General features: G+C 55.3%; 35 protein-coding genes. All 35 read left to right on the top strand.

The features are described from left to right. Positions 1 to 23: 23 nt before the first annotated feature. The 35 genes from rpoC to bfr all read left to right on the top strand — a co-directional run bounded on the left by rpoC (position 24) and on the right by bfr (position 24,919). Positions 24 to 4,223 carry a DNA-directed RNA polymerase subunit beta' gene (rpoC, locus tag AB4N47_RS25975; RefSeq protein ID WP_016772940.1) on the top strand — a complete coding sequence of 1,400 codons (4,200 nt, stop codon included), beginning with the start codon at positions 24 to 26 and terminating at the stop codon, positions 4,221 to 4,223. Positions 4,224 to 4,439: 216 nt separating this feature from the next. Then, positions 4,440 to 4,811: a 30S ribosomal protein S12 gene (gene rpsL / locus AB4N47_RS25980; RefSeq protein ID WP_003186084.1), complete on the top strand. Its 372-nt coding sequence runs from the start codon at positions 4,440 to 4,442 to the stop codon at positions 4,809 to 4,811. 107 nt (positions 4,812 to 4,918) lie between these two features. Next, complete coding sequence (gene rpsG, locus AB4N47_RS25985) at positions 4,919 to 5,392, top strand: 30S ribosomal protein S7 (RefSeq protein WP_016772941.1); 474 nt, start codon at positions 4,919 to 4,921, stop codon at positions 5,390 to 5,392. A gap of 30 nt (positions 5,393 to 5,422) precedes the next feature. Continuing rightward, positions 5,423 to 7,528, top strand: a complete 2,106-nt coding sequence (fusA, locus tag AB4N47_RS25990; RefSeq protein WP_016772942.1) for an elongation factor G — start codon at positions 5,423 to 5,425, stop codon at positions 7,526 to 7,528. A gap of 31 nt (positions 7,529 to 7,559) precedes the next feature. Further along, positions 7,560 to 8,753 (top strand): elongation factor Tu, encoded by a 1,194-nt coding sequence (gene tuf, locus AB4N47_RS25995; protein WP_024014521.1) that lies wholly within the window; start codon positions 7,560 to 7,562, stop codon positions 8,751 to 8,753. Positions 8,754 to 8,907: 154 nt separating this feature from the next. After that, on the top strand, positions 8,908 to 9,219 hold the full coding sequence (rpsJ, locus tag AB4N47_RS26000) for a 30S ribosomal protein S10 (protein ID WP_003186070.1): 312 nt from the start codon (positions 8,908 to 8,910) through the stop codon (positions 9,217 to 9,219). A gap of 80 nt (positions 9,220 to 9,299) precedes the next feature. Further along, positions 9,300 to 9,935 (top strand): 50S ribosomal protein L3, encoded by a 636-nt coding sequence (gene rplC, locus AB4N47_RS26005; RefSeq protein WP_003228738.1) that lies wholly within the window; start codon positions 9,300 to 9,302, stop codon positions 9,933 to 9,935. A 12-nt stretch (positions 9,936 to 9,947) separates the two neighbouring features. Further along, on the top strand, positions 9,948 to 10,550 hold the full coding sequence (gene rplD, locus AB4N47_RS26010) for a 50S ribosomal protein L4 (protein WP_003228735.1): 603 nt from the start codon (positions 9,948 to 9,950) through the stop codon (positions 10,548 to 10,550). Next, complete coding sequence (gene rplW, locus AB4N47_RS26015; RefSeq protein WP_002555488.1) at positions 10,547 to 10,846, top strand: 50S ribosomal protein L23; 300 nt, start codon at positions 10,547 to 10,549, stop codon at positions 10,844 to 10,846. The genes rplD and rplW overlap by 4 nt, the downstream gene beginning before the upstream one ends. A gap of 14 nt (positions 10,847 to 10,860) precedes the next feature. Next, positions 10,861 to 11,685: a 50S ribosomal protein L2 gene (gene rplB, locus AB4N47_RS26020; protein WP_016772943.1), complete on the top strand. Its 825-nt coding sequence runs from the start codon at positions 10,861 to 10,863 to the stop codon at positions 11,683 to 11,685. 16 nt (positions 11,686 to 11,701) lie between these two features. Further along, the gene (gene rpsS / locus AB4N47_RS26025; protein WP_011336172.1) at positions 11,702 to 11,977 is read left to right on the top strand and encodes a 30S ribosomal protein S19; all 276 of its coding nucleotides are present in this window, start codon (positions 11,702 to 11,704) and stop codon (positions 11,975 to 11,977) included. 11 nt (positions 11,978 to 11,988) lie between these two features. After that, complete coding sequence (rplV, locus tag AB4N47_RS26030; protein ID WP_003103908.1) at positions 11,989 to 12,321, top strand: 50S ribosomal protein L22; 333 nt, start codon at positions 11,989 to 11,991, stop codon at positions 12,319 to 12,321. A 13-nt stretch (positions 12,322 to 12,334) separates the two neighbouring features. Continuing rightward, the gene (rpsC, locus tag AB4N47_RS26035; protein WP_003176422.1) at positions 12,335 to 13,021 is read left to right on the top strand and encodes a 30S ribosomal protein S3; all 687 of its coding nucleotides are present in this window, start codon (positions 12,335 to 12,337) and stop codon (positions 13,019 to 13,021) included. A 12-nt stretch (positions 13,022 to 13,033) separates the two neighbouring features. Further along, positions 13,034 to 13,447, top strand: coding sequence for a 50S ribosomal protein L16 (gene rplP / locus AB4N47_RS26040; protein WP_003228729.1), 414 nt, complete (start codon positions 13,034 to 13,036; stop codon positions 13,445 to 13,447). Then, positions 13,447 to 13,638 (top strand): 50S ribosomal protein L29, encoded by a 192-nt coding sequence (gene rpmC, locus AB4N47_RS26045; RefSeq protein ID WP_460154379.1) that lies wholly within the window; start codon positions 13,447 to 13,449, stop codon positions 13,636 to 13,638. The genes rplP and rpmC overlap by 1 nt, the downstream gene beginning before the upstream one ends. A 2-nt stretch (positions 13,639 to 13,640) precedes the next feature. After that, entirely contained in the window at positions 13,641 to 13,907 is a 267-nt protein-coding gene (rpsQ, locus tag AB4N47_RS26050; protein ID WP_003194644.1) for a 30S ribosomal protein S17, read from the top strand. Between the two features lie 23 nt (positions 13,908 to 13,930). Continuing rightward, the gene (gene rplN / locus AB4N47_RS26055; RefSeq protein WP_002555479.1) at positions 13,931 to 14,299 is read left to right on the top strand and encodes a 50S ribosomal protein L14; all 369 of its coding nucleotides are present in this window, start codon (positions 13,931 to 13,933) and stop codon (positions 14,297 to 14,299) included. A gap of 11 nt (positions 14,300 to 14,310) precedes the next feature. Beyond that, positions 14,311 to 14,625, top strand: a complete 315-nt coding sequence (rplX, locus tag AB4N47_RS26060) for a 50S ribosomal protein L24 (RefSeq protein ID WP_003186046.1) — start codon at positions 14,311 to 14,313, stop codon at positions 14,623 to 14,625. Between the two features lie 20 nt (positions 14,626 to 14,645). Further along, a complete protein-coding gene (gene rplE, locus AB4N47_RS26065) occupies positions 14,646 to 15,185 on the top strand; it encodes a 50S ribosomal protein L5 (protein WP_003210069.1) in 540 nt (179 codons plus the stop codon). A 13-nt stretch (positions 15,186 to 15,198) separates the two neighbouring features. After that, positions 15,199 to 15,504 (top strand): 30S ribosomal protein S14, encoded by a 306-nt coding sequence (gene rpsN, locus AB4N47_RS26070; protein WP_003186042.1) that lies wholly within the window; start codon positions 15,199 to 15,201, stop codon positions 15,502 to 15,504. A 208-nt stretch (positions 15,505 to 15,712) separates the two neighbouring features. Next, complete coding sequence (gene rpsH / locus AB4N47_RS26075) at positions 15,713 to 16,105, top strand: 30S ribosomal protein S8 (protein WP_016772944.1); 393 nt, start codon at positions 15,713 to 15,715, stop codon at positions 16,103 to 16,105. 12 nt (positions 16,106 to 16,117) lie between these two features. Continuing rightward, positions 16,118 to 16,651, top strand: a complete 534-nt coding sequence (rplF, locus tag AB4N47_RS26080; RefSeq protein ID WP_007966176.1) for a 50S ribosomal protein L6 — start codon at positions 16,118 to 16,120, stop codon at positions 16,649 to 16,651. Between the two features lie 10 nt (positions 16,652 to 16,661). Next, positions 16,662 to 17,012, top strand: a complete 351-nt coding sequence (gene rplR / locus AB4N47_RS26085; protein WP_003186037.1) for a 50S ribosomal protein L18 — start codon at positions 16,662 to 16,664, stop codon at positions 17,010 to 17,012. Positions 17,013 to 17,015: 3 nt separating this feature from the next. Then, positions 17,016 to 17,516, top strand: coding sequence for a 30S ribosomal protein S5 (rpsE, locus tag AB4N47_RS26090; RefSeq protein WP_007955637.1), 501 nt, complete (start codon positions 17,016 to 17,018; stop codon positions 17,514 to 17,516). A gap of 2 nt (positions 17,517 to 17,518) precedes the next feature. Then, positions 17,519 to 17,695 carry a 50S ribosomal protein L30 gene (rpmD, locus tag AB4N47_RS26095; RefSeq protein WP_003176408.1) on the top strand — a complete coding sequence of 59 codons (177 nt, stop codon included), beginning with the start codon at positions 17,519 to 17,521 and terminating at the stop codon, positions 17,693 to 17,695. Between the two features lie 3 nt (positions 17,696 to 17,698). Further along, entirely contained in the window at positions 17,699 to 18,136 is a 438-nt protein-coding gene (gene rplO, locus AB4N47_RS26100; RefSeq protein WP_003228720.1) for a 50S ribosomal protein L15, read from the top strand. Then, positions 18,137 to 19,465 carry a preprotein translocase subunit SecY gene (secY, locus tag AB4N47_RS26105; RefSeq protein WP_016772945.1) on the top strand — a complete coding sequence of 443 codons (1,329 nt, stop codon included), beginning with the start codon at positions 18,137 to 18,139 and terminating at the stop codon, positions 19,463 to 19,465. 27 nt (positions 19,466 to 19,492) lie between these two features. After that, entirely contained in the window at positions 19,493 to 19,609 is a 117-nt protein-coding gene (rpmJ, locus tag AB4N47_RS26110; RefSeq protein ID WP_002555468.1) for a 50S ribosomal protein L36, read from the top strand. A 130-nt stretch (positions 19,610 to 19,739) separates the two neighbouring features. Further along, positions 19,740 to 20,096, top strand: coding sequence for a 30S ribosomal protein S13 (rpsM, locus tag AB4N47_RS26115; protein WP_003186020.1), 357 nt, complete (start codon positions 19,740 to 19,742; stop codon positions 20,094 to 20,096). Positions 20,097 to 20,126: 30 nt separating this feature from the next. Continuing rightward, a complete protein-coding gene (rpsK, locus tag AB4N47_RS26120) occupies positions 20,127 to 20,516 on the top strand; it encodes a 30S ribosomal protein S11 (RefSeq protein WP_002555466.1) in 390 nt (129 codons plus the stop codon). A gap of 18 nt (positions 20,517 to 20,534) precedes the next feature. Further along, positions 20,535 to 21,155, top strand: coding sequence for a 30S ribosomal protein S4 (gene rpsD, locus AB4N47_RS26125; RefSeq protein WP_003176404.1), 621 nt, complete (start codon positions 20,535 to 20,537; stop codon positions 21,153 to 21,155). 22 nt (positions 21,156 to 21,177) lie between these two features. Continuing rightward, positions 21,178 to 22,179 carry a DNA-directed RNA polymerase subunit alpha gene (locus AB4N47_RS26130; protein ID WP_016772946.1) on the top strand — a complete coding sequence of 334 codons (1,002 nt, stop codon included), beginning with the start codon at positions 21,178 to 21,180 and terminating at the stop codon, positions 22,177 to 22,179. 42 nt (positions 22,180 to 22,221) lie between these two features. Continuing rightward, positions 22,222 to 22,608: a 50S ribosomal protein L17 gene (rplQ, locus tag AB4N47_RS26135; RefSeq protein ID WP_003176402.1), complete on the top strand. Its 387-nt coding sequence runs from the start codon at positions 22,222 to 22,224 to the stop codon at positions 22,606 to 22,608. 239 nt (positions 22,609 to 22,847) lie between these two features. Then, entirely contained in the window at positions 22,848 to 24,284 is a 1,437-nt protein-coding gene (locus AB4N47_RS26140) for a catalase (protein ID WP_341639290.1), read from the top strand. A gap of 167 nt (positions 24,285 to 24,451) precedes the next feature. Further along, positions 24,452 to 24,919, top strand: a complete 468-nt coding sequence (gene bfr / locus AB4N47_RS26145) for a bacterioferritin (RefSeq protein WP_016772947.1) — start codon at positions 24,452 to 24,454, stop codon at positions 24,917 to 24,919. Positions 24,920 to 24,961: the final 42 nt, after the last annotated feature.

Genomic DNA, 24,961 nt, shown 5'->3' on the forward strand with positions numbered 1-24,961 from the left:
CTGCTCCGCCAGGAGGAAAGGCCTTGAAAGACCTACTGAATTTGCTGAAAAACCAGGGTCAAGTCGAAGAGTTCGACGCCATCCGCATCGGATTGGCCTCGCCGGAGATGATCCGTTCGTGGTCGTTCGGTGAAGTTAAAAAGCCGGAAACCATCAACTACCGTACGTTCAAACCCGAGCGTGACGGCCTGTTCTGCGCCAAGATCTTTGGTCCGGTAAAGGATTACGAGTGCCTGTGCGGTAAGTACAAGCGCTTGAAACACCGTGGTGTGATCTGCGAGAAGTGCGGCGTTGAAGTTGCACTGGCCAAGGTTCGTCGTGAGCGCATGGCGCACATTGAACTGGCTTCGCCGGTTGCCCACATCTGGTTCCTGAAATCGCTGCCGTCGCGTATCGGCCTGCTGATGGACATGACCCTGCGTGATATCGAACGCGTTCTCTACTTCGAGAGCTATGTCGTTATCGATCCAGGCATGACCACCCTTGAAAAAGGTCAGCTGCTGAACGACGAGCAGTATTTCGAAGCGCTGGAAGAGTTCGGTGACGATTTCGACGCCCGCATGGGTGCCGAAGCTGTCCGTGAACTGCTGCACGCTATCGACCTGGAGCACGAGATTGGCCGTCTGCGCGAAGAGATTCCGCAAACCAACTCGGAAACCAAGATCAAGAAGCTGTCCAAGCGTCTGAAGTTGATGGAAGCCTTCCAGGGTTCCGGCAACCTGCCAGAGTGGATGGTGCTGACCGTTCTGCCGGTTCTGCCGCCAGATCTGCGTCCACTGGTCCCGCTGGATGGCGGTCGTTTCGCGACCTCCGACCTCAACGATCTGTATCGTCGAGTGATCAACCGTAACAACCGTTTGAAGCGCCTGCTGGATCTGTCCGCGCCGGACATCATCGTGCGCAACGAAAAGCGTATGTTGCAGGAAGCGGTCGATGCACTGCTCGACAACGGTCGTCGTGGCCGCGCTATCACTGGTTCCAACAAGCGTCCTCTGAAATCCCTGGCTGACATGATCAAGGGTAAGCAAGGTCGTTTCCGTCAGAACTTGCTCGGTAAGCGTGTTGACTACTCCGGTCGTTCGGTAATTACCGTAGGCCCGACCCTGCGTCTGCACCAGTGCGGTCTGCCGAAGAAGATGGCTCTCGAGCTGTTCAAGCCGTTCATTTTCGGCAAGCTGGAAATGCGTGGTCTGGCGACCACCATCAAAGCGGCCAAGAAAATGGTCGAGCGCGAGTTGCCAGAGGTTTGGGACGTTCTCGCTGAAGTGATTCGCGAACACCCGGTTCTGCTCAACCGTGCGCCGACCCTTCACCGTCTGGGTATCCAGGCGTTTGAACCGGTACTGATCGAAGGTAAGGCTATCCAGCTGCACCCTCTGGTCTGCGCCGCGTACAACGCCGACTTCGACGGCGACCAGATGGCCGTGCACGTACCGCTGACGCTGGAAGCCCAGCTCGAAGCGCGTGCGTTGATGATGTCGACCAACAACATTCTGTCGCCAGCCAACGGTGAGCCAATCATCGTTCCGTCGCAGGACGTTGTATTGGGTCTGTACTACATGACTCGTGAAGCGATCAACGCCAAGGGCGAAGGTCGTGTGTTCGCGGATCTGCAGGAAGTCGACCGTGTGTTCCGTGCCGGCGAAGCCGCACTGCACGCCAAGGTCAAGGTTCGTATCAACGAAACCGTCAACGACCGTGACGGCAACAGCGTGAGCGGTACCCGTATTGTCGACACCACTGTCGGCCGTGCGCTGCTGTTCCAGGTTGTGCCAAAAGGTCTGTCGTTCGACGTAGTCAACCTGCCGATGAAGAAAAAGGCGATCTCCAAGCTGATCAACCAGTGCTACCGCGTGGTTGGTCTGAAAGAGACCGTGATCTTCGCTGACCAGTTGATGTACACCGGTTTCGCTTACTCGACCATCTCCGGCGTTTCCATCGGTGTTAACGACTTCGTTATCCCGGATGAAAAAGCCCGCATCATCGGTGCAGCCACCGACGAAGTGAAAGAGATCGAGAGCCAGTACGCCTCCGGCCTGGTAACCCAGGGCGAGAAGTACAACAAAGTGATCGACCTCTGGTCGAAAGCGAACGACGAAGTTTCCAAGGCGATGATGGCCAACCTCTCGAAAGAGAAAGTCATCGACCGTCACGGCGACGAAGTCGACCAAGAGTCTTTCAACTCGATGTACATGATGGCTGACTCGGGTGCGCGGGGTTCCGCAGCACAGATTCGTCAGCTGGCCGGTATGCGTGGTCTGATGGCCAAGCCGGATGGTTCCATCATTGAAACGCCGATTACTGCGAACTTCCGTGAAGGTCTGAGCGTACTTCAGTACTTCATCTCGACTCACGGTGCTCGTAAAGGTCTGGCGGATACCGCGTTGAAAACCGCTAACTCCGGTTACCTGACTCGTCGTCTGGTAGACGTGGCGCAGGATCTGGTAGTAACCGAGATCGATTGCGGCACCGAACACGGTCTGCTGATGACTCCGCACATTGAAGGCGGTGACGTTGTAGAACCGTTGGGTGAGCGCGTATTGGGTCGTGTCATTGCCCGTGACGTATTCAAGCCGGGTACCGAGGACGTTATCGTTCCTGCCGGCACTCTGGTTGACGAGAAGTGGGTCGAGTTCATCGAGCTGAACAGCATCGACGAAGTGATCGTGCGTTCGCCGATCAGTTGCGAAACCCGCTACGGCATCTGCGCCAAGTGCTACGGCCGTGATCTGGCTCGTGGTCACCAGGTGAACATCGGTGAAGCGGTCGGCGTTATCGCTGCGCAGTCCATCGGTGAGCCGGGTACCCAGCTGACCATGCGTACGTTCCACATCGGTGGTGCGGCAAGCCGTACTTCCGCAGCCGACAGCGTTCAGGTGAAGAATGGCGGTACCGTCCGTCTGCACAACCTGAAGCACGTTGAGCGAGTGGATGGTCATCTGGTTGCTGTGTCCCGTTCCGGTGAGCTGGCAATCGCGGACGACTTCGGTCGTGAGCGCGAGCGTTACAAGCTGCCGTACGGTGCTGTGATTTCGGTTAAGGAAGGTGACAAGGTCGACGCTGGCGCAATCGTGGCCAAGTGGGATCCGCACACTCACCCGATCGTTACCGAAATGAAAGGTACCGTGACCTACGTGGGCATGGAAGAAGGCATCACGATCAAGCGTCAGACTGACGAATTGACCGGTATGACCAACATTGAAGTACTTGACGCGAAAGATCGTCCGGCTGCCGGTAAGGAAATCCGTCCAGCAGTGAAGATGGTCGACGACAACGGCAAGGATCTGTTGCTGCCAGGCACTGACGTTATCGCTCAGTACTTCCTGCCAGCCAACGCCCTGGTCGGTGTGGCTGACGGTGCGAAGATTGCGATCGGTGACGTTATCGCTCGTATCCCGCAGGAAACTTCGAAGACTCGTGACATCACCGGTGGTCTGCCGCGTGTTGCCGACCTGTTCGAAGCCCGTCGTCCGAAAGAAGCGTCGATTCTGGCTGAAGTCAGCGGCACCATCGCGTTCGGTAAAGAGACCAAAGGCAAGCGTCGTCTGGTCATTACCCCGAACGACGGTAGCGATCCGTACGAAGAGCTGATTCCGAAGTGGCGTCACCTGAACGTCTTCGAAGGCGAACAGGTAAACCGCGGCGAAGTTATCTCCGACGGTCCAAGCGATCCGCACGACATCCTGCGTCTGCTGGGTGTAAGCGCGCTGGCCAAGTACATCGTCAACGAGATCCAGGACGTTTATCGTCTGCAAGGCGTGAAGATCAACGACAAGCACATCGAGACCATCCTGCGTCAGATGCTGCGTAAAGTTGAGATCTCCGAGTCCGGCGATTCCAGCTTCATCAAGGGCGACCAGATGGAACTGACTCACGTTCTGGTAGAGAACGAGCGTCTGAGCGCGGAAGACAAGTTTGTCTCCAAGTTCACTCGCGTTCTGCTGGGTATCACCAAGGCGTCGTTGTCCACCGAATCGTTCATCTCGGCGGCTTCCTTCCAGGAAACCACTCGCGTACTGACCGAAGCGGCAGTCACCGGCAAGCGCGATTACCTGCGCGGCCTGAAAGAAAACGTAGTCGTGGGTCGTCTGATCCCGGCCGGTACCGGTCTTGCCTATCACAGCGAGCGCAAGCGTCGCCGTGATGCCGACAAGCCGTTGCGCGTAAGCGCCAGTGAAGTGGAAGCTGCACTGACCGAAGCGCTGAACTCGAGCGGTAACTGAGTTCTGCGATAAACGAGCGTGAGGCCCTGATCGCTCCGTTCGTCGAATCGAGACATCAAGTCAAGGTTCGATGGGCGGGGAGGTCGGGGCCTTGCCTTGACTGGAATCAAGATCCTCTTTAGACTCTTGATCCCCTAAATTTGGCGGGAATTCGTTCCTGCCATTTTGCTTTTCTTGCAAGACAATAGCGTCGCAAGACAACAGTGGAGCTAGTAGATGGCAACTATCAACCAGCTGGTACGTCAGCCGCGTAAGCGTATCGTCGAGAAATCCGACGTACCTGCGCTGCAGAACTGCCCGCAACGTCGTGGCGTGTGCACCCGTGTGTACACCACCACGCCGAAAAAACCTAACTCGGCACTGCGTAAAGTATGCCGTGTGCGTCTGACCAACGGTTTCGAGGTTTCCTCGTACATCGGCGGTGAAGGCCACAACCTGCAAGAGCACAGCGTGGTACTGATCCGCGGCGGTCGTGTAAAAGACTTGCCAGGTGTTCGTTACCACACCGTTCGCGGCTCCTTGGATACTTCCGGCGTTAAAGGCCGTAACCAGGGTCGTTCGAAGTACGGTACCAAGCGTCCGAAGTAATCGGCCGTTTTGCAGATTTTTATTTTATTGAGTCGATAAGAGTAAGGTCGGGCACGCATCCATCGGATCTGTCCCGAGCTAACCTGAAGACCGCTTGAGGGCTTATCATGCCAAGACGTCGCGTAGCAGCAAAGCGTGAGATTCTGGACGATCCGAAATACGGAAGCCAGATCCTCGCCAAATTCATGAACCACGTTATGGAAAGCGGCAAGAAAGCCGTTGCCGAGCGTATCGTTTATGGTGCCCTGGAAACCGTTGCGGCCCGTAAGGCTGGCACCGATCCCCTGGAACTCTTCGAAAAAGCACTCGACGCCATCGCTCCGCTGGTCGAAGTGAAGTCGCGCCGCGTTGGTGGTGCTACTTACCAGGTTCCGGTCGAGGTTCGTCCTTCCCGTCGTAACGCTCTGGCAATGCGCTGGTTGGTAGACTTCGCCCGTAAGCGCGGCGAGAAGTCTATGGCTCTGCGTTTGGCTGGCGAACTGCTGGATGCTGCTGAAGGTAAAGGTGCTGCTGTTAAGAAGCGTGAAGACGTGCACCGTATGGCCGAAGCTAACAAAGCTTTCTCGCACTACCGCTTCTAATTTTAGCTTCACTAATTTTGCGAGGGCTTTATGGCTCGTACTACTCCGATTAGCCGCTACCGTAACATCGGTATCGTCGCTCACGTGGATGCTGGTAAAACCACCACCACCGAGCGCGTACTGTTTTACACCGGCAAAAGTCACAAAATGGGCGAGGTGCATGATGGCGCCGCGACCACAGACTGGATGGTTCAGGAGCAGGAGCGTGGTATTACCATTACTTCTGCTGCCATCACCGCCTTCTGGAAAGGTTCCGAGAAGCAGTACTCTCACGAGCACCGTTTCAACGTAATCGATACCCCGGGCCACGTTGACTTCACCATTGAAGTTGAGCGTTCCCTGCGCGTACTCGACGGCGCTGTCGTTGTGTTCTGCGGTACTTCGGGTGTTGAGCCGCAGTCGGAAACCGTATGGCGTCAAGCCAACAAATACGGCGTTCCACGTCTTGTTTACGTAAACAAGATGGACCGTGCCGGCGCCAACTTCCTGCGCGTGATCGGTCAGATCAAGCAGCGTCTGGGTCACACTCCGGTGCCGATCCAGTTGGCTATCGGTTCCGAAGACAACTTCCAAGGTCAGATCGATCTGATCAACATGCAAGCTGTCTACTGGAACGACTCCGACAAAGGTATGGTCCCTGTTCGCAAGGACATTCCTGCCGAGCTGCAAGAGCTGGCTGAAGAGTGGCGCAACAACATGGTTGAAGCCGCTGCCGAAGCCAACGAAGAGCTGATGAACAAGTACCTGGAAGGCGAAGAGCTGTCGATCGAAGAGATCAAGGCTGCTTTGCGTCAGCGTACTATCGCCGGCGAAATAGTTCTGGCCGTTTGCGGTTCTTCGTTCAAGAACAAGGGTGTTCCCCTGGTTCTCGACGCCGTTATCGACTACCTGCCTGCTCCGACCGACATTCCTGCTATCAAGGGTTCCAACCCTGATAACGAGGAAGAAGAGATGGAGCGTCATGCAGACGACAACGAGCCTTTCGCGGCTCTGGCGTTCAAGATCGCTACCGACCCATTCGTGGGTACCCTGACTTTCGTCCGCGTTTACTCGGGCGTGTTGAACTCCGGCGACGGCGTGATCAACTCGGTCAAGGGCAAGAAAGAGCGCGTGGGTCGTATGGTGCAAATGCACGCAAACGCCCGTGAAGAGATCAAGGAAGTACGCGCTGGTGACATCGCGGCCCTGATCGGCATGAAGGACGTCACCACCGGTGAAACCCTCTGCAACGCTGACAAGCCAATCATCCTGGTTCGCATGGACTTCCCGGAGCCGGTTATTTCGGTTGCCGTAGAGCCTAAGACCAAGGATGACCAGGAAAAAATGGGTATCGCTCTGGGCAAGCTTGCTCAGGAAGACCCGTCTTTCCGCGTTAAAACTGATGAAGAGACTGGTCAGACGATCATCTCCGGCATGGGCGAGCTGCACCTGGACATCCTGGTTGACCGGATGCGCCGTGAGTTCAACGTCGAAGCCAACATCGGCAAGCCTCAGGTTTCGTATCGTGAGCGCATCACGAAGAACTGTGAAATCGAAGGCAAGTTCGTTCGTCAGTCCGGTGGTCGCGGCCAATTCGGTCACTGCTGGATCCGTTTTGCTCCTGCTGACGAAGGTCAGGAAGGTCTGCAATTCGTGAACGAAGTTGTAGGTGGTGTGGTTCCTAAGGAATACATCCCGGCTATCCAGAAGGGTATCGAAGAGCAGATGAAGAACGGCGTTGTTGCCGGCTATCCGCTGATCGGCCTGAAGGCTACGGTGTTCGATGGTTCTTACCACGACGTCGACTCCAACGAGATGGCGTTCAAGGTGGCTGCTTCCATGGCGACCAAGCAACTGGCCCAGAAGGGTGGTGGTGAGTTGCTCGAGCCGATCATGGCGGTAGAGGTTGTTACGCCTGAAGACTATATGGGTGATGTGATGGGCGACCTTAACCGTCGTCGCGGCATGATCCAGGGTATGGAAGACACAGTGTCCGGCAAGGTTATCCGTGCCGAGGTACCACTGGGTGAGATGTTCGGTTATGCGACCGACGTTCGTTCCATGTCCCAGGGTCGCGCAAGCTACTCTATGGAATTCAAAAAATACGATACGGCTCCGTCGCACATCGTCGAATCCGTAACCAAAAAACAAGGCTGATTCAGCCCCTTTAGGCTAGGAGTTAATTGTCGTGGCTAAAGAAAAATTTGATCGTTCCCTACCGCACGTCAACGTTGGCACCATTGGTCACGTTGACCACGGTAAAACCACTCTGACTGCTGCTCTGACTCGCGTCTGCTCCGAAGTTTTCGGTTCGGCTGTCGTTGAATTCGACAAGATCGACAGCGCACCAGAAGAAAAAGCTCGCGGTATCACCATCAACACCGCTCACGTTGAGTACAACTCGACTATTCGTCACTACGCTCACGTTGACTGCCCAGGTCACGCTGACTACGTGAAGAACATGATCACCGGTGCTGCCCAGATGGACGGCGCGATCCTGGTTTGCTCGGCCGCTGATGGTCCGATGCCACAAACCCGTGAGCACATCCTGCTGTCCCGTCAGGTAGGCGTTCCGTACATCGTGGTTTTCCTCAACAAGGCTGACCTGGTAGACGACGCTGAGCTGCTGGAACTGGTTGAGATGGAAGTTCGTGACCTGCTGTCGACCTACGACTTCCCAGGCGACGACACTCCGATCATCATCGGTTCGGCTCGTATGGCGCTGGAAGGCAAAGACGACAACGAAATGGGCACCACTGCCGTTCGTAAACTGGTTGAAACTCTGGATACCTACATCCCAGAACCAGTTCGTATGATCGACAAGCCATTCCTGATGCCAATCGAAGACGTGTTCTCGATCTCGGGTCGCGGTACTGTTGTGACTGGTCGTATCGAGCGCGGTATCGTTCGCGTTCAGGACGCTCTGGAAATCGTTGGTCTGCGTGACACCACCACCACCACCTGCACCGGTGTTGAGATGTTCCGCAAACTGCTCGACGAAGGTCGTGCTGGCGAGAACTGCGGCGTTCTGCTGCGTGGTACCAAGCGTGACGACGTTGAGCGTGGCCAGGTTCTGGTCAAGCCAGGTTCGGTCAAGCCGCACACCAAGTTCACCGCAGAAGTTTACGTTCTGAGCAAGGAAGAAGGCGGTCGTCACACTCCGTTCTTCAAAGGCTATCGTCCACAGTTCTACTTCCGTACTACTGACGTGACCGGTAACTGCGAGCTGCCAGAAGGCGTTGAAATGGTAATGCCAGGTGACAACATTCAGATGACTGTTACCCTGATCAAAACCATCGCGATGGAAGATGGTCTGCGTTTCGCTATCCGTGAAGGCGGTCGTACCGTCGGCGCTGGCGTCGTAGCCAAAATCATCGAGTAAGACTTTTAAAGTCAGCTTGATGGATTGAAAAAGCCCCCGCTCAGCGGGGGCTTTTTTATTGGGTTGACACCTATCGGGGGCGTCTATAGAATTGCGCCTCCTTTTAACGGGCGTATTGCGCCCGGTGGGAATAGCAGCCGGAGTCTGAAATCCAATGCAAAATCAGCAAATCCGTATCAGGTTGAAGGCTTTTGACCATCGCCTGATCGACCAATCAACCCAGGAAATCGTGGAAACCGCGAAACGTACTGGTGCTCAAGTGCGTGGTCCAATTCCACTGCCTACCCGTAAAGAGCGGTTCACCGTTCTGGTTTCCCCGCACGTCAACAAAGACGCGCGTGACCAGTACGAGATCCGCACTCATAAGCGTGTTCTGGACATCGTCCAGCCAACGGATAAAACCGTTGATGCGCTGATGAAGCTTGATCTTGCGGCCGGTGTGGAAGTGCAGATCAGCCTCGGCTAAGACTCGGTCTTGGTCGTGTAACGCTCTGAAATGGGCGGCCATAGCGGGTGAAAGCCCCGTACACTCATGAGGTTTACAACATGACTATTGGTGTAGTCGGTCGTAAATGCGGTATGACCCGTATTTTCACCGAAGAAGGTGTCTCCATTCCGGTCACGGTCATTGAGATCGAGCCGAATCGCGTCACCCAGTTCAAAACTGAAGAGACCGATGGCTATCGTGCAGTGCAAGTCACTGTCGGCGAGCGTCGCGCTTCGCGTGTAACAGCAGCTCAGGCTGGCCACTTCGCTAAAGCGAACGTTGCCGCTGGTCGCACCACCATGGAATTCCGCCTTGAAGAAGGCGAGTACCAGGCTGGCGATCTGATCAACGCTGAAATCTTCGCCGCTGGTCAACTGGTTGATGTAACCGGTCAGTCCAAGGGTAAAGGCTTCCAGGGTACGATCAAGCGTTGGAATTTCCGCGGGCAAGATAACACCCACGGTAACTCCGTATCCCACCGCGTCCCAGGCTCTATCGGCCAGTGCCAGACTCCTGGTCGTGTATTCAAGGGCAAAAAAATGTCCGGTCATATGGGCGCTGAGCGCGTGACCGTGCAGTCCCTGGAAGTAGTGCGCGTGGACGCTGAACGCAATCTGTTGTTGGTCAAGGGTGCTGTTCCTGGCGCTACTGGCGGCAACCTGGTTGTACGTCCAGCAGCCAAGGCTCGCGGTTAAGGGGAAGCTGACATGCAATTAAATGTAAATGACGCTCAAGCGATCGAAGTTTCCGAACTGACATTTGGCGGCGAATTCAACGAGACGCTGGTTCACCAAGCAGTCGTGGCCTACATGGCCGGCGGCCGTCAAGGTAGCAAGCAGCAGAAGACCCGTTCCGACGTTCGTGGTGGCGGCAAGCGCCCATGGCGTCAGAAAGGTACTGGCCGTGCTCGTGCCGGTACTATCCGTAGCCCAATCTGGCGTGGCGGCGGTACCACTTTCGCAGCTCGTCCACAGGATCACTCCCAGAAGCTGAACAAGAAGATGTATCGCGCAGCAATGCGTTCCATCCTTGCTGAGCTGGTGCGTACTGATCGTCTGGTCGTGGTTCAGGATTTCGCTGTTGAAACTCCGAAAACCAAAGATCTGCTGGGCAAGCTGAACAACATGAGCCTGACCGACGTTTTGATCGTGTCGGACGCTGTTGATCAGAACCTGTACCTGGCTGCTCGCAACCTGCCGCACGTAGATGTACGTGATGTGCAAGGTTCCGATCCAGTTAGTCTGATCGCATACGACAAGGTGTTGATCACCGTGTCGGCCGTGAAGAAATTCGAGGAGCTGCTGGGATGAACCAGGAACGCGTATTTAAAGTTCTGCTTGGCCCGCACGTTTCCGAGAAGGCTACGGTTCTGGCAGACAAGAAAGGCCAGTTCGTTTTCAAGGTTGCTACCGATGCAACCAAGCTGGAAATCAAGAAGGCCGTCGAAAGCCTGTTCAGCGTGAAAGTAGAGCGCGTCACTACCCTGAACGTTCTGGGTAAGAGCAAGCGCACTGCTCGCGGTCTGGGCAAGCGTAATGACTGGAAGAAGGCAGTTATCTCCCTTCAGCCAGGCCAAGATCTCGATTTCAGCAGCAGTGCTGAGTAAGGAAGGGGTGCATCATGGCAATCGTTAAATGCAAACCGACTTCCCCTGGCCGCCGTTTTGTGGTCAAGGTGGTCAACCAGGAGCTGCATAAAGGCGCTCCTCACGCACCGCTGCTCGAGAAAAAATCGAAGTCTGGTGGTCGTAACAACAATGGCCGTATTACCACTCGTCACATCGGTGGTGGTCATAAGCAGCATTACCGTATGGTCGATTTCCGTCGCAACGACAAAGATGGCATCGTCGCCACTGTCGAGCGTATCGAATACGATCCAAACCGTACTGCTCACATCGCACTGCTGTGCTACGCAGACGGCGAGCGCCGCTACATCATCGCCCCTAAAGGCGTGAGTGCTGGCGACCAGCTGATCGCAGGCGCTCTGGCTCCAATCAAGCCAGGCAACGCTCTGCAACTGCGCAACATTCCAGTCGGTTCTACCGTACACGGCATCGAATTGAAGCCAGGTAAAGGTGCACAGATCGCTCGTTCCGCTGGTGCTTCGGCTCAGCTGATCGCTCGTGAAGGTGTCTACGTGACCCTGCGTCTGCGTTCCGGTGAAATGCGTAAAGTCCTGGCTGAATGCCGTGCGACCCTGGGTGAAGTCTCGAACTCCGAGCACAGCCTGCGTTCGCTGGGTAAAGCTGGTGCCAAACGCTGGCGTGGCGTTCGCCCAACCGTTCGTGGTGTTGCCATGAACCCGGTTGACCACCCACATGGTGGTGGTGAAGGTCGTACCTCTGGTGGTCGTCATCCGGTATCGCCATGGGGCTTCCCGACTAAGGGCGCGAAGACTCGTGGTAATAAGCGTACCGACAAAATGATCGTCCGTCGTCGCAAGTAAATAGAGGGATACGACAGTGCCACGTTCTCTGAAAAAAGGTCCTTTTATTGATCTTCACCTACTGAAGAAGATCGAAGTGGCGGCGGAAAAGAACGATCGCAAACCAATTAAAACCTGGTCGCGTCGTTCGATGATCCTGCCACAAATGGTCGGTCTGACCATCGCAGTACACAACGGTCGTCAGCACGTCCCAGTTCTCGTTAACGAAGACATGGTCGGCCACAAACTGGGCGAGTTCGCCGGTACCCGCAACTATCGCGGGCACGTGGCTGACAAGAAAGCCAAGCGTTAAGGGGTAAGGAAATGGAAGTAGCCGCTAAGTTGTCGGGCGCTCGAATCTCCGCCCAGAAAGCCCGCTTGGTCGCCGACCAGATCCGCGGGAAGAAGGTGGGCGAAGCGCTCAACCTGTTGGCTTTCAGCAGTAAGAAAGCCGCCGAGATCATGAAGAAAGTGCTGGAGTCGGCCGTAGCCAACGCCGAGCATAACGAAGGCGCAGACGTTGATGACCTGAAGGTCAGCACCGTTTTCGTCAACGAAGGGCGTTCGCTGAAGCGCATCATGCCACGTGCCAAAGGCCGTGCTGATCGCATCGTCAAGCGGTCTTGCCATATCACTGTCAAGGTTGCTGACAAGTAACGGAGTCGAAGAGATGGGTCAGAAAGTACATCCCATTGGCATTCGCCTGGGAATCGTCAAGGAGCACACCTCCGTCTGGTACGCAGACGGTCGGACTTATGCGGACTACTTGTTCGCAGATCTGAAAGTGCGTGAGTATCTCCAAGACAAACTAAAAAGCGCGTCCGTAAGCCGTATCGATATCCATCGTCCGGCCCAAACTGCACGCATCACCATCCACACTGCTCGTCCAGGTATCGTTATCGGGAAGAAAGGTGAAGATGTTGAGAAACTGCGTCAGGACCTGACCAAGCAAATGGGTGTGCCTGTGCACATCAATATCGAAGAGATCCGCAAGCCGGAGCTCGACGGTATGCTGGTTGCGCAGAGCGTAGCTCAGCAGCTGGAGCGTCGTGTAATGTTCCGTCGCGCTATGAAGCGCGCTGTACAGAACGCCATGCGCATTGGTGCCAAAGGCATCAAAATCCAAGTGAGCGGTCGTCTCGGCGGTGCTGAAATCGCACGTACTGAATGGTATCGCGAAGGTCGTGTGCCACTGCACACCCTGCGTGCCGACATCGACTATGCCAACTACGAAGCTCACACCACTTACGGTGTGATCGGTGTAAAGGTTTGGATCTTCAAAGGCGAAGTTATTGGTGGTCGCCAAGAAGAACTGAAACCACAAGCACCAGCGCCTCGTAAAAAAGCTGCTAAGTAAGGGGTACGCCAAATGTTGCAACCAAAGCGTACGAAGTTCCGCAAGCAGATGACCGGCCACAACCGTGGTCTGGCACTGCGCGGTAGCAAAGTCAGCTTCGGCGAGTTCGCGCTGAAGTCTGTTGCTCGTGGTCGTCTCACCGCTCGTCAGATCGAGTCAGCGCGTCGTGCTCTGACCCGTCACGTAAAACGTGGCGGCAAGATCTGGATCCGTGTATTCCCGGACAAGCCGATCTCCAAGAAACCTCTCGAGGTTCGTATGGGTAAAGGTAAGGGTAACGTGGAGTACTGGGTTGCCCAGATTCAGCCAGGCAAAGTCCTGTATGAAATCGAGGGTGTTTCTGAAGAGCTGGCGCGTGAGGCTTTCGCCCTGGCTGCTGCAAAGCTGCCGCTCGCCACCTCCTTTGTTAAACGGACGGTGATGTGATGAAAGCGAATGAACTTCGTGAAAAATCCGCACAGCAGCTGAACGGGCAACTGCTCGGCTTGCTGCGCGACCAGTTCAATCTGCGCATGCAGAAAGCAACTGGCCAGTTGGGGCAGTCTCATCTGCTCTCGCAAGTTAAGCGTGACATCGCTCGCGTGAAGACTGTGCTCAACCAGCAGGCAGGTAAGTGATCATGGCTGAAGCCGAAAAAACTGTCCGTACGCTGACTGGCCGTGTTGTCAGCGACAAGATGGACAAAACCATCACCGTTCTGATCGAGCGTCGCGTAAAGCACCCGATCTACGGTAAATACGTTAAGCGTTCGACTAAGCTGCACGCGCACGACGAAACCAATCAGTGCCACATCGGCGACAAAGTCACTATTCGTGAAACTCGTCCGATGGCCAAGACCAAGTCTTGGGCGCTGGTTGATGTTCTCGAACGCGCTGTGGAAGTCTAAGGGCTAGGGGTCGGAGAAATTATATGATTCAGACTCAATCCATGCTCGATGTGGCCGATAACAGCGGCGCTCGCCGTGTTATGTGCATCAAGGTGCTGGGTGGCTCCCATCGTCGTTACGCTGGTATCGGTGACATCATCAAAGTTACCGTCAAGGAAGCAATTCCTCGCGGTAAAGTGAAAAAAGGCCAAGTGATGACTGCTGTTGTAGTCCGCACTCGTCACGGCGTACGTCGTGCTGATGGCTCCATTATCCGCTTTGATGGCAACGCTGCTGTTCTTCTGAACAACAAGCAAGAGCCGATCGGCACCCGTATCTTTGGGCCAGTGACCCGTGAACTTCGTACTGAGAAGTTCATGAAGATCGTCTCGCTCGCCCCAGAAGTGCTGTAAGGAGATCCGACATGCAAAAGATTCGTCGTGACGACGAGATCATCGTGATCGCCGGCAAAGACAAAGGTAAGCGCGGTAAGGTGCTGAAGGTTCTTGCTGACAACCGTCTGGTTGTTGGTGGTCTGAACCTGGTCAAGCGTCATACCAAGCCTAACCCGATGTCGGGCGTACAGGGCGGTATCGTCGAGAAAGAAGCGCCACTGCACGCTTCCAACGTCGCCATCTTCAACGGCGAAACCAACAAGGCTGACCGCGTTGGTTTCAAAGTAGAAGACGGTAAGAAAATTCGTGTCTTCAAGTCGACCCAAAAAGCGGTTGATGCTTGAACACTGCTAGGTAGAAGACCATGGCACGACTAAAAGAGATTTACCGGAAGGAAATCGCTCCGAAACTTAAGGAAGAACTTAAGCTTTCGAACGTGATGGAAGTTCCGCGCGTTACCAAAATCACCCTGAACATGGGTCTGGGCGAAGCGATCGGCGACAAAAAAGTCATCGAGCACGCTGTTGCTGACCTGGAAAAGATCACCGGCCAGAAAGTCGTTGTGACCTACGCTCGTAAATCCATCGCTGGCTTCAAAGTCCGCGAAGGATGGCCGATCGGCGTCAAAGTGACCCTGCGCCGTGAGCGTATGTACGAGTTCCTGGATCGTCTGCTGTCGATCTCCCTGCCTCGGGTTCGCGACTTCCGCGGCCTGAATGCCAAGTCCTTCGATGGTCGTGGCAACTACAGCATGGGCGTGAAAGAGCAGATCATCTTCCCGGAAATCGACTACGACAAGATCGATGCTCTCCGCGGTCTGGACATTACCCTGACCACCACTGCCAAGAACGATGATGAAGGCCGCGCTCTGCTGCGTGCTTTCAAATTCCCGTTCCGCAACTGATTGGAGTAGGAAAATGGCCAAGAAGAGCATGAAGAACCGTGAGCTGAAGCGTCAGCTCACCGTTGCCAAGTACGCCACCAAGCGTGCAGCGCTGAAAGCTATCATCGTCGATCTGAACGCAAGTCCAGAAGCGCGTTGGGAAGCTACCGTAGCTCTGCAGAAGCAACCACGTGACGCTAGCGCTTCGCGCATGCGTAACCGTTGCCGCCTGACTGGTCGTCCGCACGGCGTGTACCGCAAGTTCGGCCTCGGCCGTAACATGCTGCGTCAAGCTGCAATGCGTGGTGACGTACCAGGTCTGGTTAAAGCCAGCTGGTAACAGTTGTCAAAGTCTCGATGTTCGGGTTCGCAAGAACCAGACCATCGGTGGCCTTGAATCTGAATCAAGCCCCTTTTGGGGCTTGATTCATTTCTGGGGTGTGTCTAGAATGACCGGCTCGCCTGAGCCCGTGTTTTTCTGCCCGGAAGTTCTCGGCGACAAGTAGTAGCCGCAAGGCTAATTTTTTTGTATTAGGAGCGTCTAGCCCATGAGTATGCAGGACCCGTTAGCGGACATGCTAACTCGAATCCGTAATGCCCAGATGGCTGAAAAGTCTGTCGTAAGCATGCCGTCTTCCACGTTGAAGGCTGCTGTAGCAAAAGTCCTGAAGGACGAAGGTTACATCGCGGATTTTCAGATCACCACCGACGCCAAGCCGTCGCTGTCCATCTCGCTGAAGTACTTCGAAGGCCGTCCGGTTATCGAAGAAGTGAAGCGCGTTAGTCGTCCAGGCCTGCGTCAGTACAAGTCCGTTGAAGATCTGCCGAAAGTTCGTGGCGGTCTTGGCGTGTCTATCGTCTCCACCAACAAAGGTGTGATGACGGATCGTGCTGCGCGCGCTGCCGGTGTCGGCGGCGAAGTTCTTTGCACTGTGTTCTAAGGGGGGATAAGCATGTCTCGCGTCGCTAAGAACCCCGTTAAGCTGCCAGCCGGTGTCGAAGTCAAATTCGCAGGCCAACAGCTTTCGGTGAAGGGTGCCAAGGGCACTCTTGAACTGAACATCCATTCGTCCGTTGAGATCGTTGAAGAAGCTGGTGAGCTGCGTTTCGCTGCTCGCAATGGCGATCAACAAACTCGCGCAATGGCCGGTACCACGCGTGCGTTGGTAAACAACATGGTCCAGGGCGTAAGCCAAGGCTTCGAGCGCAAGCTCCAGCTGGTCGGTGTTGGTTACAAAGCGCAAGCAAAAGGTCAGGTTCTGAACCTGGCTCTTGGCTTCTCGCACCCAGTGGATTACGAACTGCCGCAAGGCATCACCGCTGAGACTCCTAGCCAGACCGATATCCTGATCAAGGGCATCGACAAGCAGCTGGTAGGTCAAGTGGCCGCCGAGATCCGCGACTTCCGTCCACCAGAGCCGTACAAAGGCAAAGGTGTGCGCTACGCGGACGAAGTCGTCCGTCGTAAAGAAGCCAAGAAGAAGTAGGGCATAGCAAATGACCGACAAAAAAGTTACTCGACTGCGTCGCGCTCGCAAAGCACGCCTGAAAATGCACGAACTCGAAGTCGTGCGTCTCTGCGTGTTCCGCTCGTCGCAGCACATCTACGCCCAGGTCATCTCGGCCGACGGCAACAAAGTCCTGGCAAGTGCCTCGACTTTGGATAAAGAACTGCGTGATGGTGCCACTGGCAACATCGACGCGGCCACAAAGGTTGGCCAGCTGGTCGCTACGCGTGCTAAGGCCGCTGGCGTATCGCAAGTGGCTTTCGACCGCTCTGGCTTCAAGTATCACGGCCGCGTTAAAGCGCTGGCTGATGCTGCTCGTGAAGCTGGGCTGGAGTTCTAAGTTATGTCAAATAACGACCAAAAGCGCGACGAAGGCTACATCGAGAAGCTGGTTCAAGTTAACCGCGTAGCCAAAACCGTTAAAGGCGGCCGTATCTTCACTTTCACCGCGTTGACCGTGGTTGGTGATGGTAAAGGGCGTGTTGGCTTCGGCCGTGGCAAGTCGCGTGAAGTGCCTGCTGCGATCCAGAAGGCAATGGAAGCTGCTCGCCGCAACATGATTCAAGTTGACCTGAACGGCACCACTCTGCAGTACGCAATGAAGTCCGCTCACGGCGCTTCGAAGGTGTACATGCAGCCTGCTTCTGAAGGTACCGGTATCATCGCTGGCGGCGCTATGCGTGCTGTCCTCGAAGTTGCTGGCGTTCAGAACGTTCTGGCCAAGTGCTACGGCTCGACTAACCCGGTAAACGTGGTTCACGCCACTTTCAAGGGTCTGAAGGCTATGCAGTCTCCTGAGTCCATCGCTGCCAAGCGTGGCCTGCGTGTTGAGGAGATCAAGTAATCATGGCTACCGTTAAAGTTACGCTGATCAAAAGCATGACCGGCCGCATCCCTAACCACAAACTGTGCGTTAAGGGTCTGGGTCTGCGTCGCATCGGTCACACTGTAGAAGTCCAGGATACTCCCGAGAATCGCGGGATGATCAACAAGGCTTACTACATGCTGCGTGTCGAGGGTTAATCGATGAAACTCAATGATCTGAGTCCAGCGCCGGGTTCCCGTCGCGAAAAGCATCGTCCGGGCCGTGGTATCGGTAGTGGTTTGGGCAAGACTGGTGGCCGTGGTCACAAAGGTCAGACCTCCCGCTCCGGTGGCACCATCGCTCCAGGCTTTGAAGGCGGTCAACAGCCGCTGCATCGTCGCCTGCCCAAGTTCGGTTTCGTTTCCCTGAAAGCCATGGATCGCGCAGAAGTGCGTTTGTCCGAGCTGGCCAAAGTGGAAGGCGACATCGTTACTGTGCAGTCCCTGAAAGATGCCAACGTGATCAACGTCAACGTACAGCGTGTGAAAATCATGCTGTCCGGTGAAGTGACTCGCGCTGTCACTATCGGCAAGGGAATCGGCGCCACCAAAGGTGCGCGTGCGGCTATCGAAGCAGCTGGCGGCAAGTTCGAGGAATAAATGGCTAAGCAAGGTGCTCTCTCTGCGCTCGGCAAAGGCGGTATGTCTGAACTCTGGGCTCGTCTGCGTTTTCTGTTCCTGGCGATTATCGTCTACCGAATAGGCGCACACATCCCGGTTCCAGGTATCAACCCGGACCGACTCGCAGACCTGTTTCGACAGAATGAGGGGACCATTCTTAGCTTGTTCAACATGTTCTCCGGCGGCGCGCTGGAACGGATGAGCATCTTTGCACTGGGGATCATGCCGTACATTTCGGCATCGATCATCATGCAATTGATGACCGCCGTCAGCCCGCAGCTGGAGCAGTTGAAGAAGGAAGGTGAAGCTGGCCGTCGCAAGATTAGCCAGTACACCCGCTACCTCACCGTCGCTCTCGCTCTGGTCCAGGCTATTGGCATGTCCATTGGTCTGGCCGGGCAGGGCGTCGCGTTCACTGGTGACTTTGGCTTCCATTTCGTCGCGGTAACCACATTTGTGGCTGGTGCGATGTTCATGATGTGGCTGGGTGAGCAGATTACTGAGCGTGGTGTTGGCAACGGTATCTCGATGTTGATTTTTTCGGGTATCGTCGCCGGTCTTCCGAGAGCAATCGGGCAGTCTTTCGAGTCTGCGCGTCAGGGTGATATCAACATCTTCGCCCTGGTTGCCATCGGTTTGCTGGCAGTAGCGATTATCGGTTTCGTGGTGTTCATTGAGCGTGGCCAGCGTCGTATCGCTGTTCACTACGCCAAGCGTCAGCAGGGCCGCAAGGTTTTTGCTGCGCAGACAAGCCACTTGCCGCTGAAGGTGAACATGGCCGGTGTTATTCCGGCTATTTTCGCGAGCAGCATCTTGCTGTTTCCGGCTTCGTTGGGTGCCTGGTTCGGTCAGTCTGAAGGTATGGGCTGGTTGCAGGACATCTCGCAGTCGATCGCTCCTGGTCAGCCGTTGAATATTCTGCTGTTTAGTGCAGGGATTATTTTCTTCTGCTTCTTCTATACGGCGTTGATGTTCAATCCGAAAGACGTAGCGGAAAACCTGAAGAAGTCCGGTGCCTTTATTCCGGGCATCCGTCCAGGTGAGCAGTCTGCGCGCTATATTGATGGCGTTCTGACCCGCTTGACCCTGTTCGGTGCTCTTTACATGACGGCCGTGTGCCTGTTGCCCCAATTCCTGGTGGTTGCAGCAAACGTTCCGTTCTACCTTGGCGGGACCTCGTTGCTGATCGTGGTCGTGGTTGTGATGGACTTCATGTCCCAAGTACAATCGCACCTCGTTTCGCACCAGTACGAATCCCTGATGAAGAAAGCCAACCTGAAGGGTTACGGCAGCGGCATGTTGCGCTGAGTACCCATAAGGTTCGAGGAGTTGGTGATGAAAGTTCGTGCATCGGTGAAAAAGCTGTGCCGTAACTGCAAGATTATTCGCCGCGAAGGTGTTGTTCGAGTAATTTGCAGCGCGGAACCGCGTCACAAACAGCGCCAAGGCTGAGTGTGATTGTGCTTCAAGCCCGGTAGCTAGTGCGCTACCGGGTTGATTATTTGTTATTACAGCGATATTATCTCGCGCCCTATTTCTTGGCTTCCGGGGCGTAGGTAGCTGTCAATTGGAGTCCCACTGAATGGCCCGTATTGCAGGCGTTAACATTCCAGATAACAAGCATACTGTTATCTCGCTGACCTACATCTATGGTGTTGGTCGCACTACTGCGCAGAAGATCTGTGCAGTGACTGGGGTAAACCCAGCAGCAAAGATCAAAGATCTGAGCGACGAGCAAATTGAACAGCTGCGTGGCGAAGTGGCGAAGTTCACCACTGAAGGTGACCTGCGTCGCGAAATCAACATGAAAATCAAGCGCTTGATGGACCTCGGTTGCTATCGCGGTCTGCGTCATCGTCGTGGTCTGCCAGTACGCGGTCAGCGTACCAAGACCAACGCGCGTACCCGTAAAGGTCCGCGTAAGCCGATCCGCAAGTAATCGCCCCAGCGAATCGACAGGAATTTAATCATGGCAAAACCTGCTGCTCGTCCTCGTAAAAAAGTTAAAAAGACAGTGGTTGATGGCATCGCCCACATCCATGCATCTTTTAACAACACCATCGTGACCATTACCGACCGTCAAGGTAACGCTCTTTCCTGGGCTACCTCCGGTGGTTCGGGTTTCCGCGGTTCCCGCAAGTCCACCCCGTTCGCTGCTCAAGTAGCTGCTGAGCGTGCTGGTCAAGCTGCGCTGGAATACGGCCTGAAAAACCTCGACGTCAACGTCAAGGGTCCAGGTCCAGGTCGTGAATCCGCAGTCCGCGCTTTGAACGGCTGTGGCTACAAGATCGCCAGCATCACCGACGTGACGCCAATCCCGCACAACGGGTGCCGTCCGCCGAAGAAGCGCCGCGTGTAATCCAGGAGATTGTAAAGAATGGCTCGTTACATTGGTCCAAAATGCAAACTCGCTCGTCGCGAAGGCACCGATCTCTTCCTGAAGAGCGGCGTGCGCGCGATCGAATCGAAGTGCAACATTGAAGCAGCACCTGGTATCCACGGCCAGCGCCGCGGTCGCCAGTCCGACTACGGCACCCAACTGCGTGAAAAGCAGAAGGTCCGTCGTATCTACGGCGTTCTCGAGCGTCAGTTCAGCGGCTACTACAAAGAAGCTGCTGGCAAGAAAGGTGCAACCGGTGAAAACCTGCTGCAACTGCTCGAATGCCGTCTGGACAACGTTGTATACCGTATGGGCTTTGGTTCGACTCGTGCCGAATCCCGTCAACTGGTATCGCACAAGTCGATCAGCGTAAACGGTCAGACCGTAAACGTTCCGTCGTATCAGGTTCGTGCTGGTGACGTGGTTGCAGTTCGCGAGAAAGCAAAAAACCAACTTCGCATTGTCCAAGCTCTCGATCTGTGTGCCCAACGTGGCCGCGTAGAATGGGTAGAAGTAGACACTGAGAAGAAGTCGGGCGTTTTCAAGAACGTTCCTGCTCGCAGTGATCTGTCCGCCGACATCAACGAAAGCCTGATTGTCGAGCTCTACTCCAAGTAAGGGCTAGAAAATAGGTGCATCCATGCAGATTTCGGTAAATGAGTTCCTGACACCCCGCCACATTGATGTGCAGGTTGTCAGTCCAACCCGCGCCAAGATCACTCTCGAGCCTCTCGAGCGTGGTTTTGGCCACACCCTGGGCAACGCGCTGCGCCGCATCCTGTTGTCCTCAATGCCCGGCTGCGCAGTAGTCGAGGCCGAGATTGACGGTGTGCTCCACGAGTACAGCGCCATCGAAGGTGTACAGGAAGACGTAATTGAAATCCTGTTGAACCTTAAAGGTCTGGCCATCAAGCTGCACGGTCGTGACGAAGTTACGCTGACCTTGTCGAAGAAGGGTTCGGGGGTGGTTACCGCTGCCGATATTCAGCTGGATCATGATGTCGAGATCGTTAATCCCGATCACGTAATCGCTAACCTGGCGTCTAACGGCGCCCTGAACATGAAGCTCACCGTAGCTCGTGGTCGTGGTTATGAACCAGCCGACTCGCGTCAGAGCGATGAAGACGAAAGCCGCAGCATCGGTCGCTTGCAGCTTGACTCTTCGTTCAGCCCGGTTCGCCGTATCGCTTACGTGGTGGAAAACGCCCGTGTCGAACAGCGTACCAACCTGGACAAGCTGGTTATTGATCTGGAAACCAACGGTACCCTGGATCCTGAAGAGGCTATCCGTCGCGCTGCAACCATCCTGCAACAGCAGCTGGCTGCGTTCGTCGACCTCAAAGGTGAAAGTGAGCCGCTGGTTGTCGAGCAGGAAGACGAGATCGATCCGATCCTGCTTCGCCCGGTTGACGATCTGGAACTGACTGTACGTTCGGCTAACTGCCTTAAGGCGGAAAACATCTACTACATCGGCGACCTGATTCAGCGTACCGAAGTAGAGCTGTTGAAGACTCCGAACCTGGGCAAGAAATCCTTGACTGAAATCAAGGACGTTCTGGCCTCCCGCGGTCTGTCCCTCGGCATGCGCCTCGACAACTGGCCGCCTGCAAGTCTTAAGAAGGACGACAAGGCGACTGCCTGATCGTCGTAATCACCGAACGTAGTGTTTGGTAAGGAATGAACCATGCGTCATCGTAAAAGTGGTCGTCACCTGAGCCGCACCAGCTCGCACCGCAAGGCCATGTTCCAAAACATGGCGGTGTCGCTGTTCGAGCACGAGCTGATCAAAACTACTCTGCCAAAAGCCAAAGAACTGCGCCGCGTAGCCGAGCCGCTGATCACTCTGGCCAAGACAGACAGCCTGGCTAACCGCCGTCTGGCTTTCGACCGTACTCGTTCGAAAGCTATCGTTGGTAAGCTCTTCAACGACCTGGGCAAGCGTTACGCTACCCGTGAGGGTGGCTACCTGCGCATCCTCAAGTGCGGTTTCCGCGCTGGCGACAACGCGCCTATGGCGTATGTCGAGTTGGTTGATCGTGCTACTGCTGGCGAAGCTGTATCCGCCGAGTAAGACGTCAGTCTGAAACAAAGAACCGGGCCTAGTGCCCGGTTTTTTGTGCCTGTAAGAAATGCGTCGTCCGTACAAGTTTCTGACATGGTTGAACTGCCACTATGTGCCGGGAAAACATAATTAGTAATTATCTATCGATGCCTGCAAGTTAATGAATTTGTAGCTGTAACGTCGATGATCAATACTTCCCGCCAAGCCCATTAGCCGGCAGTTCAAGACTGACAGAGGAAGAAGACCGCATGAGCCAGACCAAGATGCTTACAACCGCCAGTGGCGCGCCAGTCGCTGACAACCAGAATTCCCGTTCCGCCGGCCCACGCGGTCCGCTGCTTCTCGACGATTTCCATCTGATCGAAAAACTCGCGCACTTCAACCGTGAAAACATTCCTGAGCGCCGTGTCCACGCTAAAGGCTCGGGCGCCTACGGCACGTTCACCGTTACCCGTGACATCACTGAATACACCAGTGCAAAGTTGTTCGAGTCGGTAGGCAAACAAACGCCAACCTTTCTGCGCTTTTCTACCGTAGGTGGCGAGCGTGGTTCGGCCGACACTGAGCGCGATCCGCGCGGCTTCGCCTTGAAGTTCTACACCGAGGAAGGCAACTGGGACATCGTCGGCAACAACACGCCAGTGTTCTTCATCCGTGATCCGCTGAAGTTTCCTGACTTTATCCACACGCAAAAGCGTCTGCCGCAAAGCAACCTGAAAAGCGCGCAGATGATGTGGGATTTCTGGTCGCATTCGCCTGAAGCGCTGCACCAGGTCACCATCCTGTTTTCTGATCGTGGCATCCCTGACGGCTATCGCCACATGCACGGCTTCGGCAGTCACACTTACAGCCTGATCAACGCCAAAGGCGAGCGTCACTGGGTGAAGTGGCACTACAAGACCCAGCAGGGCATCAAGAACCTGGCGCCGGCCGATGCCGCCCGTTTGGCTGGTACAGACCCGGACTATGCGCAGCGTGACCTGTTCGAGGCCATCGAGCGCGGTGAATTCCCGAAATGGCGTGTGTGCATTCAGATCATGACCGAAGCGCAGGCGGCGGCTCATTACGAGAACCCATTCGACGTGACCAAGACTTGGTCGCAGAAGGAGTTTCCGCTGATCGAAGTCGGTGAGCTGGAGTTGAATCGCAACCCGCTGAACTACTTCGCTGAAGTTGAACAGGCTGCGTTTGGCCCGAGCAACATGGTGCCAGGTGTCGGTCTGTCGCCAGACCGCATGCTGCAAGGCCGTGTATTCGCCTACGCTGACGCGCACCGTTACCGTGTAGGCACCAATCACCAGCAATTGCCGGTGAACGCTCCGCGCAGTCCGGTGAATACTTATCAGCGTGACGGCTCCATGGCGTTCGGCAGCAATGGCGGCGCGGCGCCGAACTATGAACCGAACAGCTACGTTGAGTCGCCGAAGCAAGCGCCGCATTACGCGGAGCCAGCGCTGGCCTTGAGCGGTGCCGCTGATCGTTATGATCACCGCGAAGACACCGACTACTACAGCCATGCCGGTGCCTTGTTCCGCTTGATGAGCGACGAGCAGAAAGCATTGCTGGTCAGCAACATTGCCGGTGCGATGGCGGGTGTTTCCAGCGACGTCGTCGATCGTCAGTTGCAGCATTTCTACAAAGCCGATCCGGCGTATGGAGAAGCAATCGCAAAGCTGCTCAACTGACAGCTTAACGTAGTCTAAACGAGAAGCAGAACCGCCCTCATTTGGGCGGTTTTTGCGTTTTTTGGCCCGTTTTTCTCAGAATATCTTCGCTTTTATTGCGCGTGGTGAGTGACCTTCCGGTCAGGTTGGTTCAAACTACAGGCTTTCAGGAAGGGAGATGTAGGGCGATGCAAGGCCACCCAGATGTAATCGATTACCTCAATACGTTGCTGACCGGCGAGCTGGCCGCGCGTGACCAATATTTCGTTCATTCGCGGATGTATGAGGACTGGGGGTTCACCAAGCTCTACGAGCGCATCAACCACGAGATGGAAGAAGAAGCCGGCCACGCCGATGCGTTGATGCGGCGGATTCTGATGCTCGAAGGCACGCCGCGCATGCGTCCGGACGATCTGGATGTCGGCACCACGGTGCCTACGATGCTCGAAGCGGATCTGCGCCTCGAATACAAAGTCCGCGCTGCGCTGTGCAAAGGCATCGAACTTTGCGAGCAACACAAGGACTATGTCAGCCGCGAAATTCTGCGGGTTCAGCTCAACGACACCGAAGAAGATCACACCTACTGGCTGGAAAAGCAGCTGGGCCTGATCAAGCTGATCGGTCTCGAGAACTACCTGCAATCCCACGCGTCCTGATTGCTCCAGCTACAAAAAAGCCCCTGGCACCTTAACGGTGCC

The sequence above is a fragment of the Pseudomonas sp. S3_G06 genome (assembly GCF_054667565.1).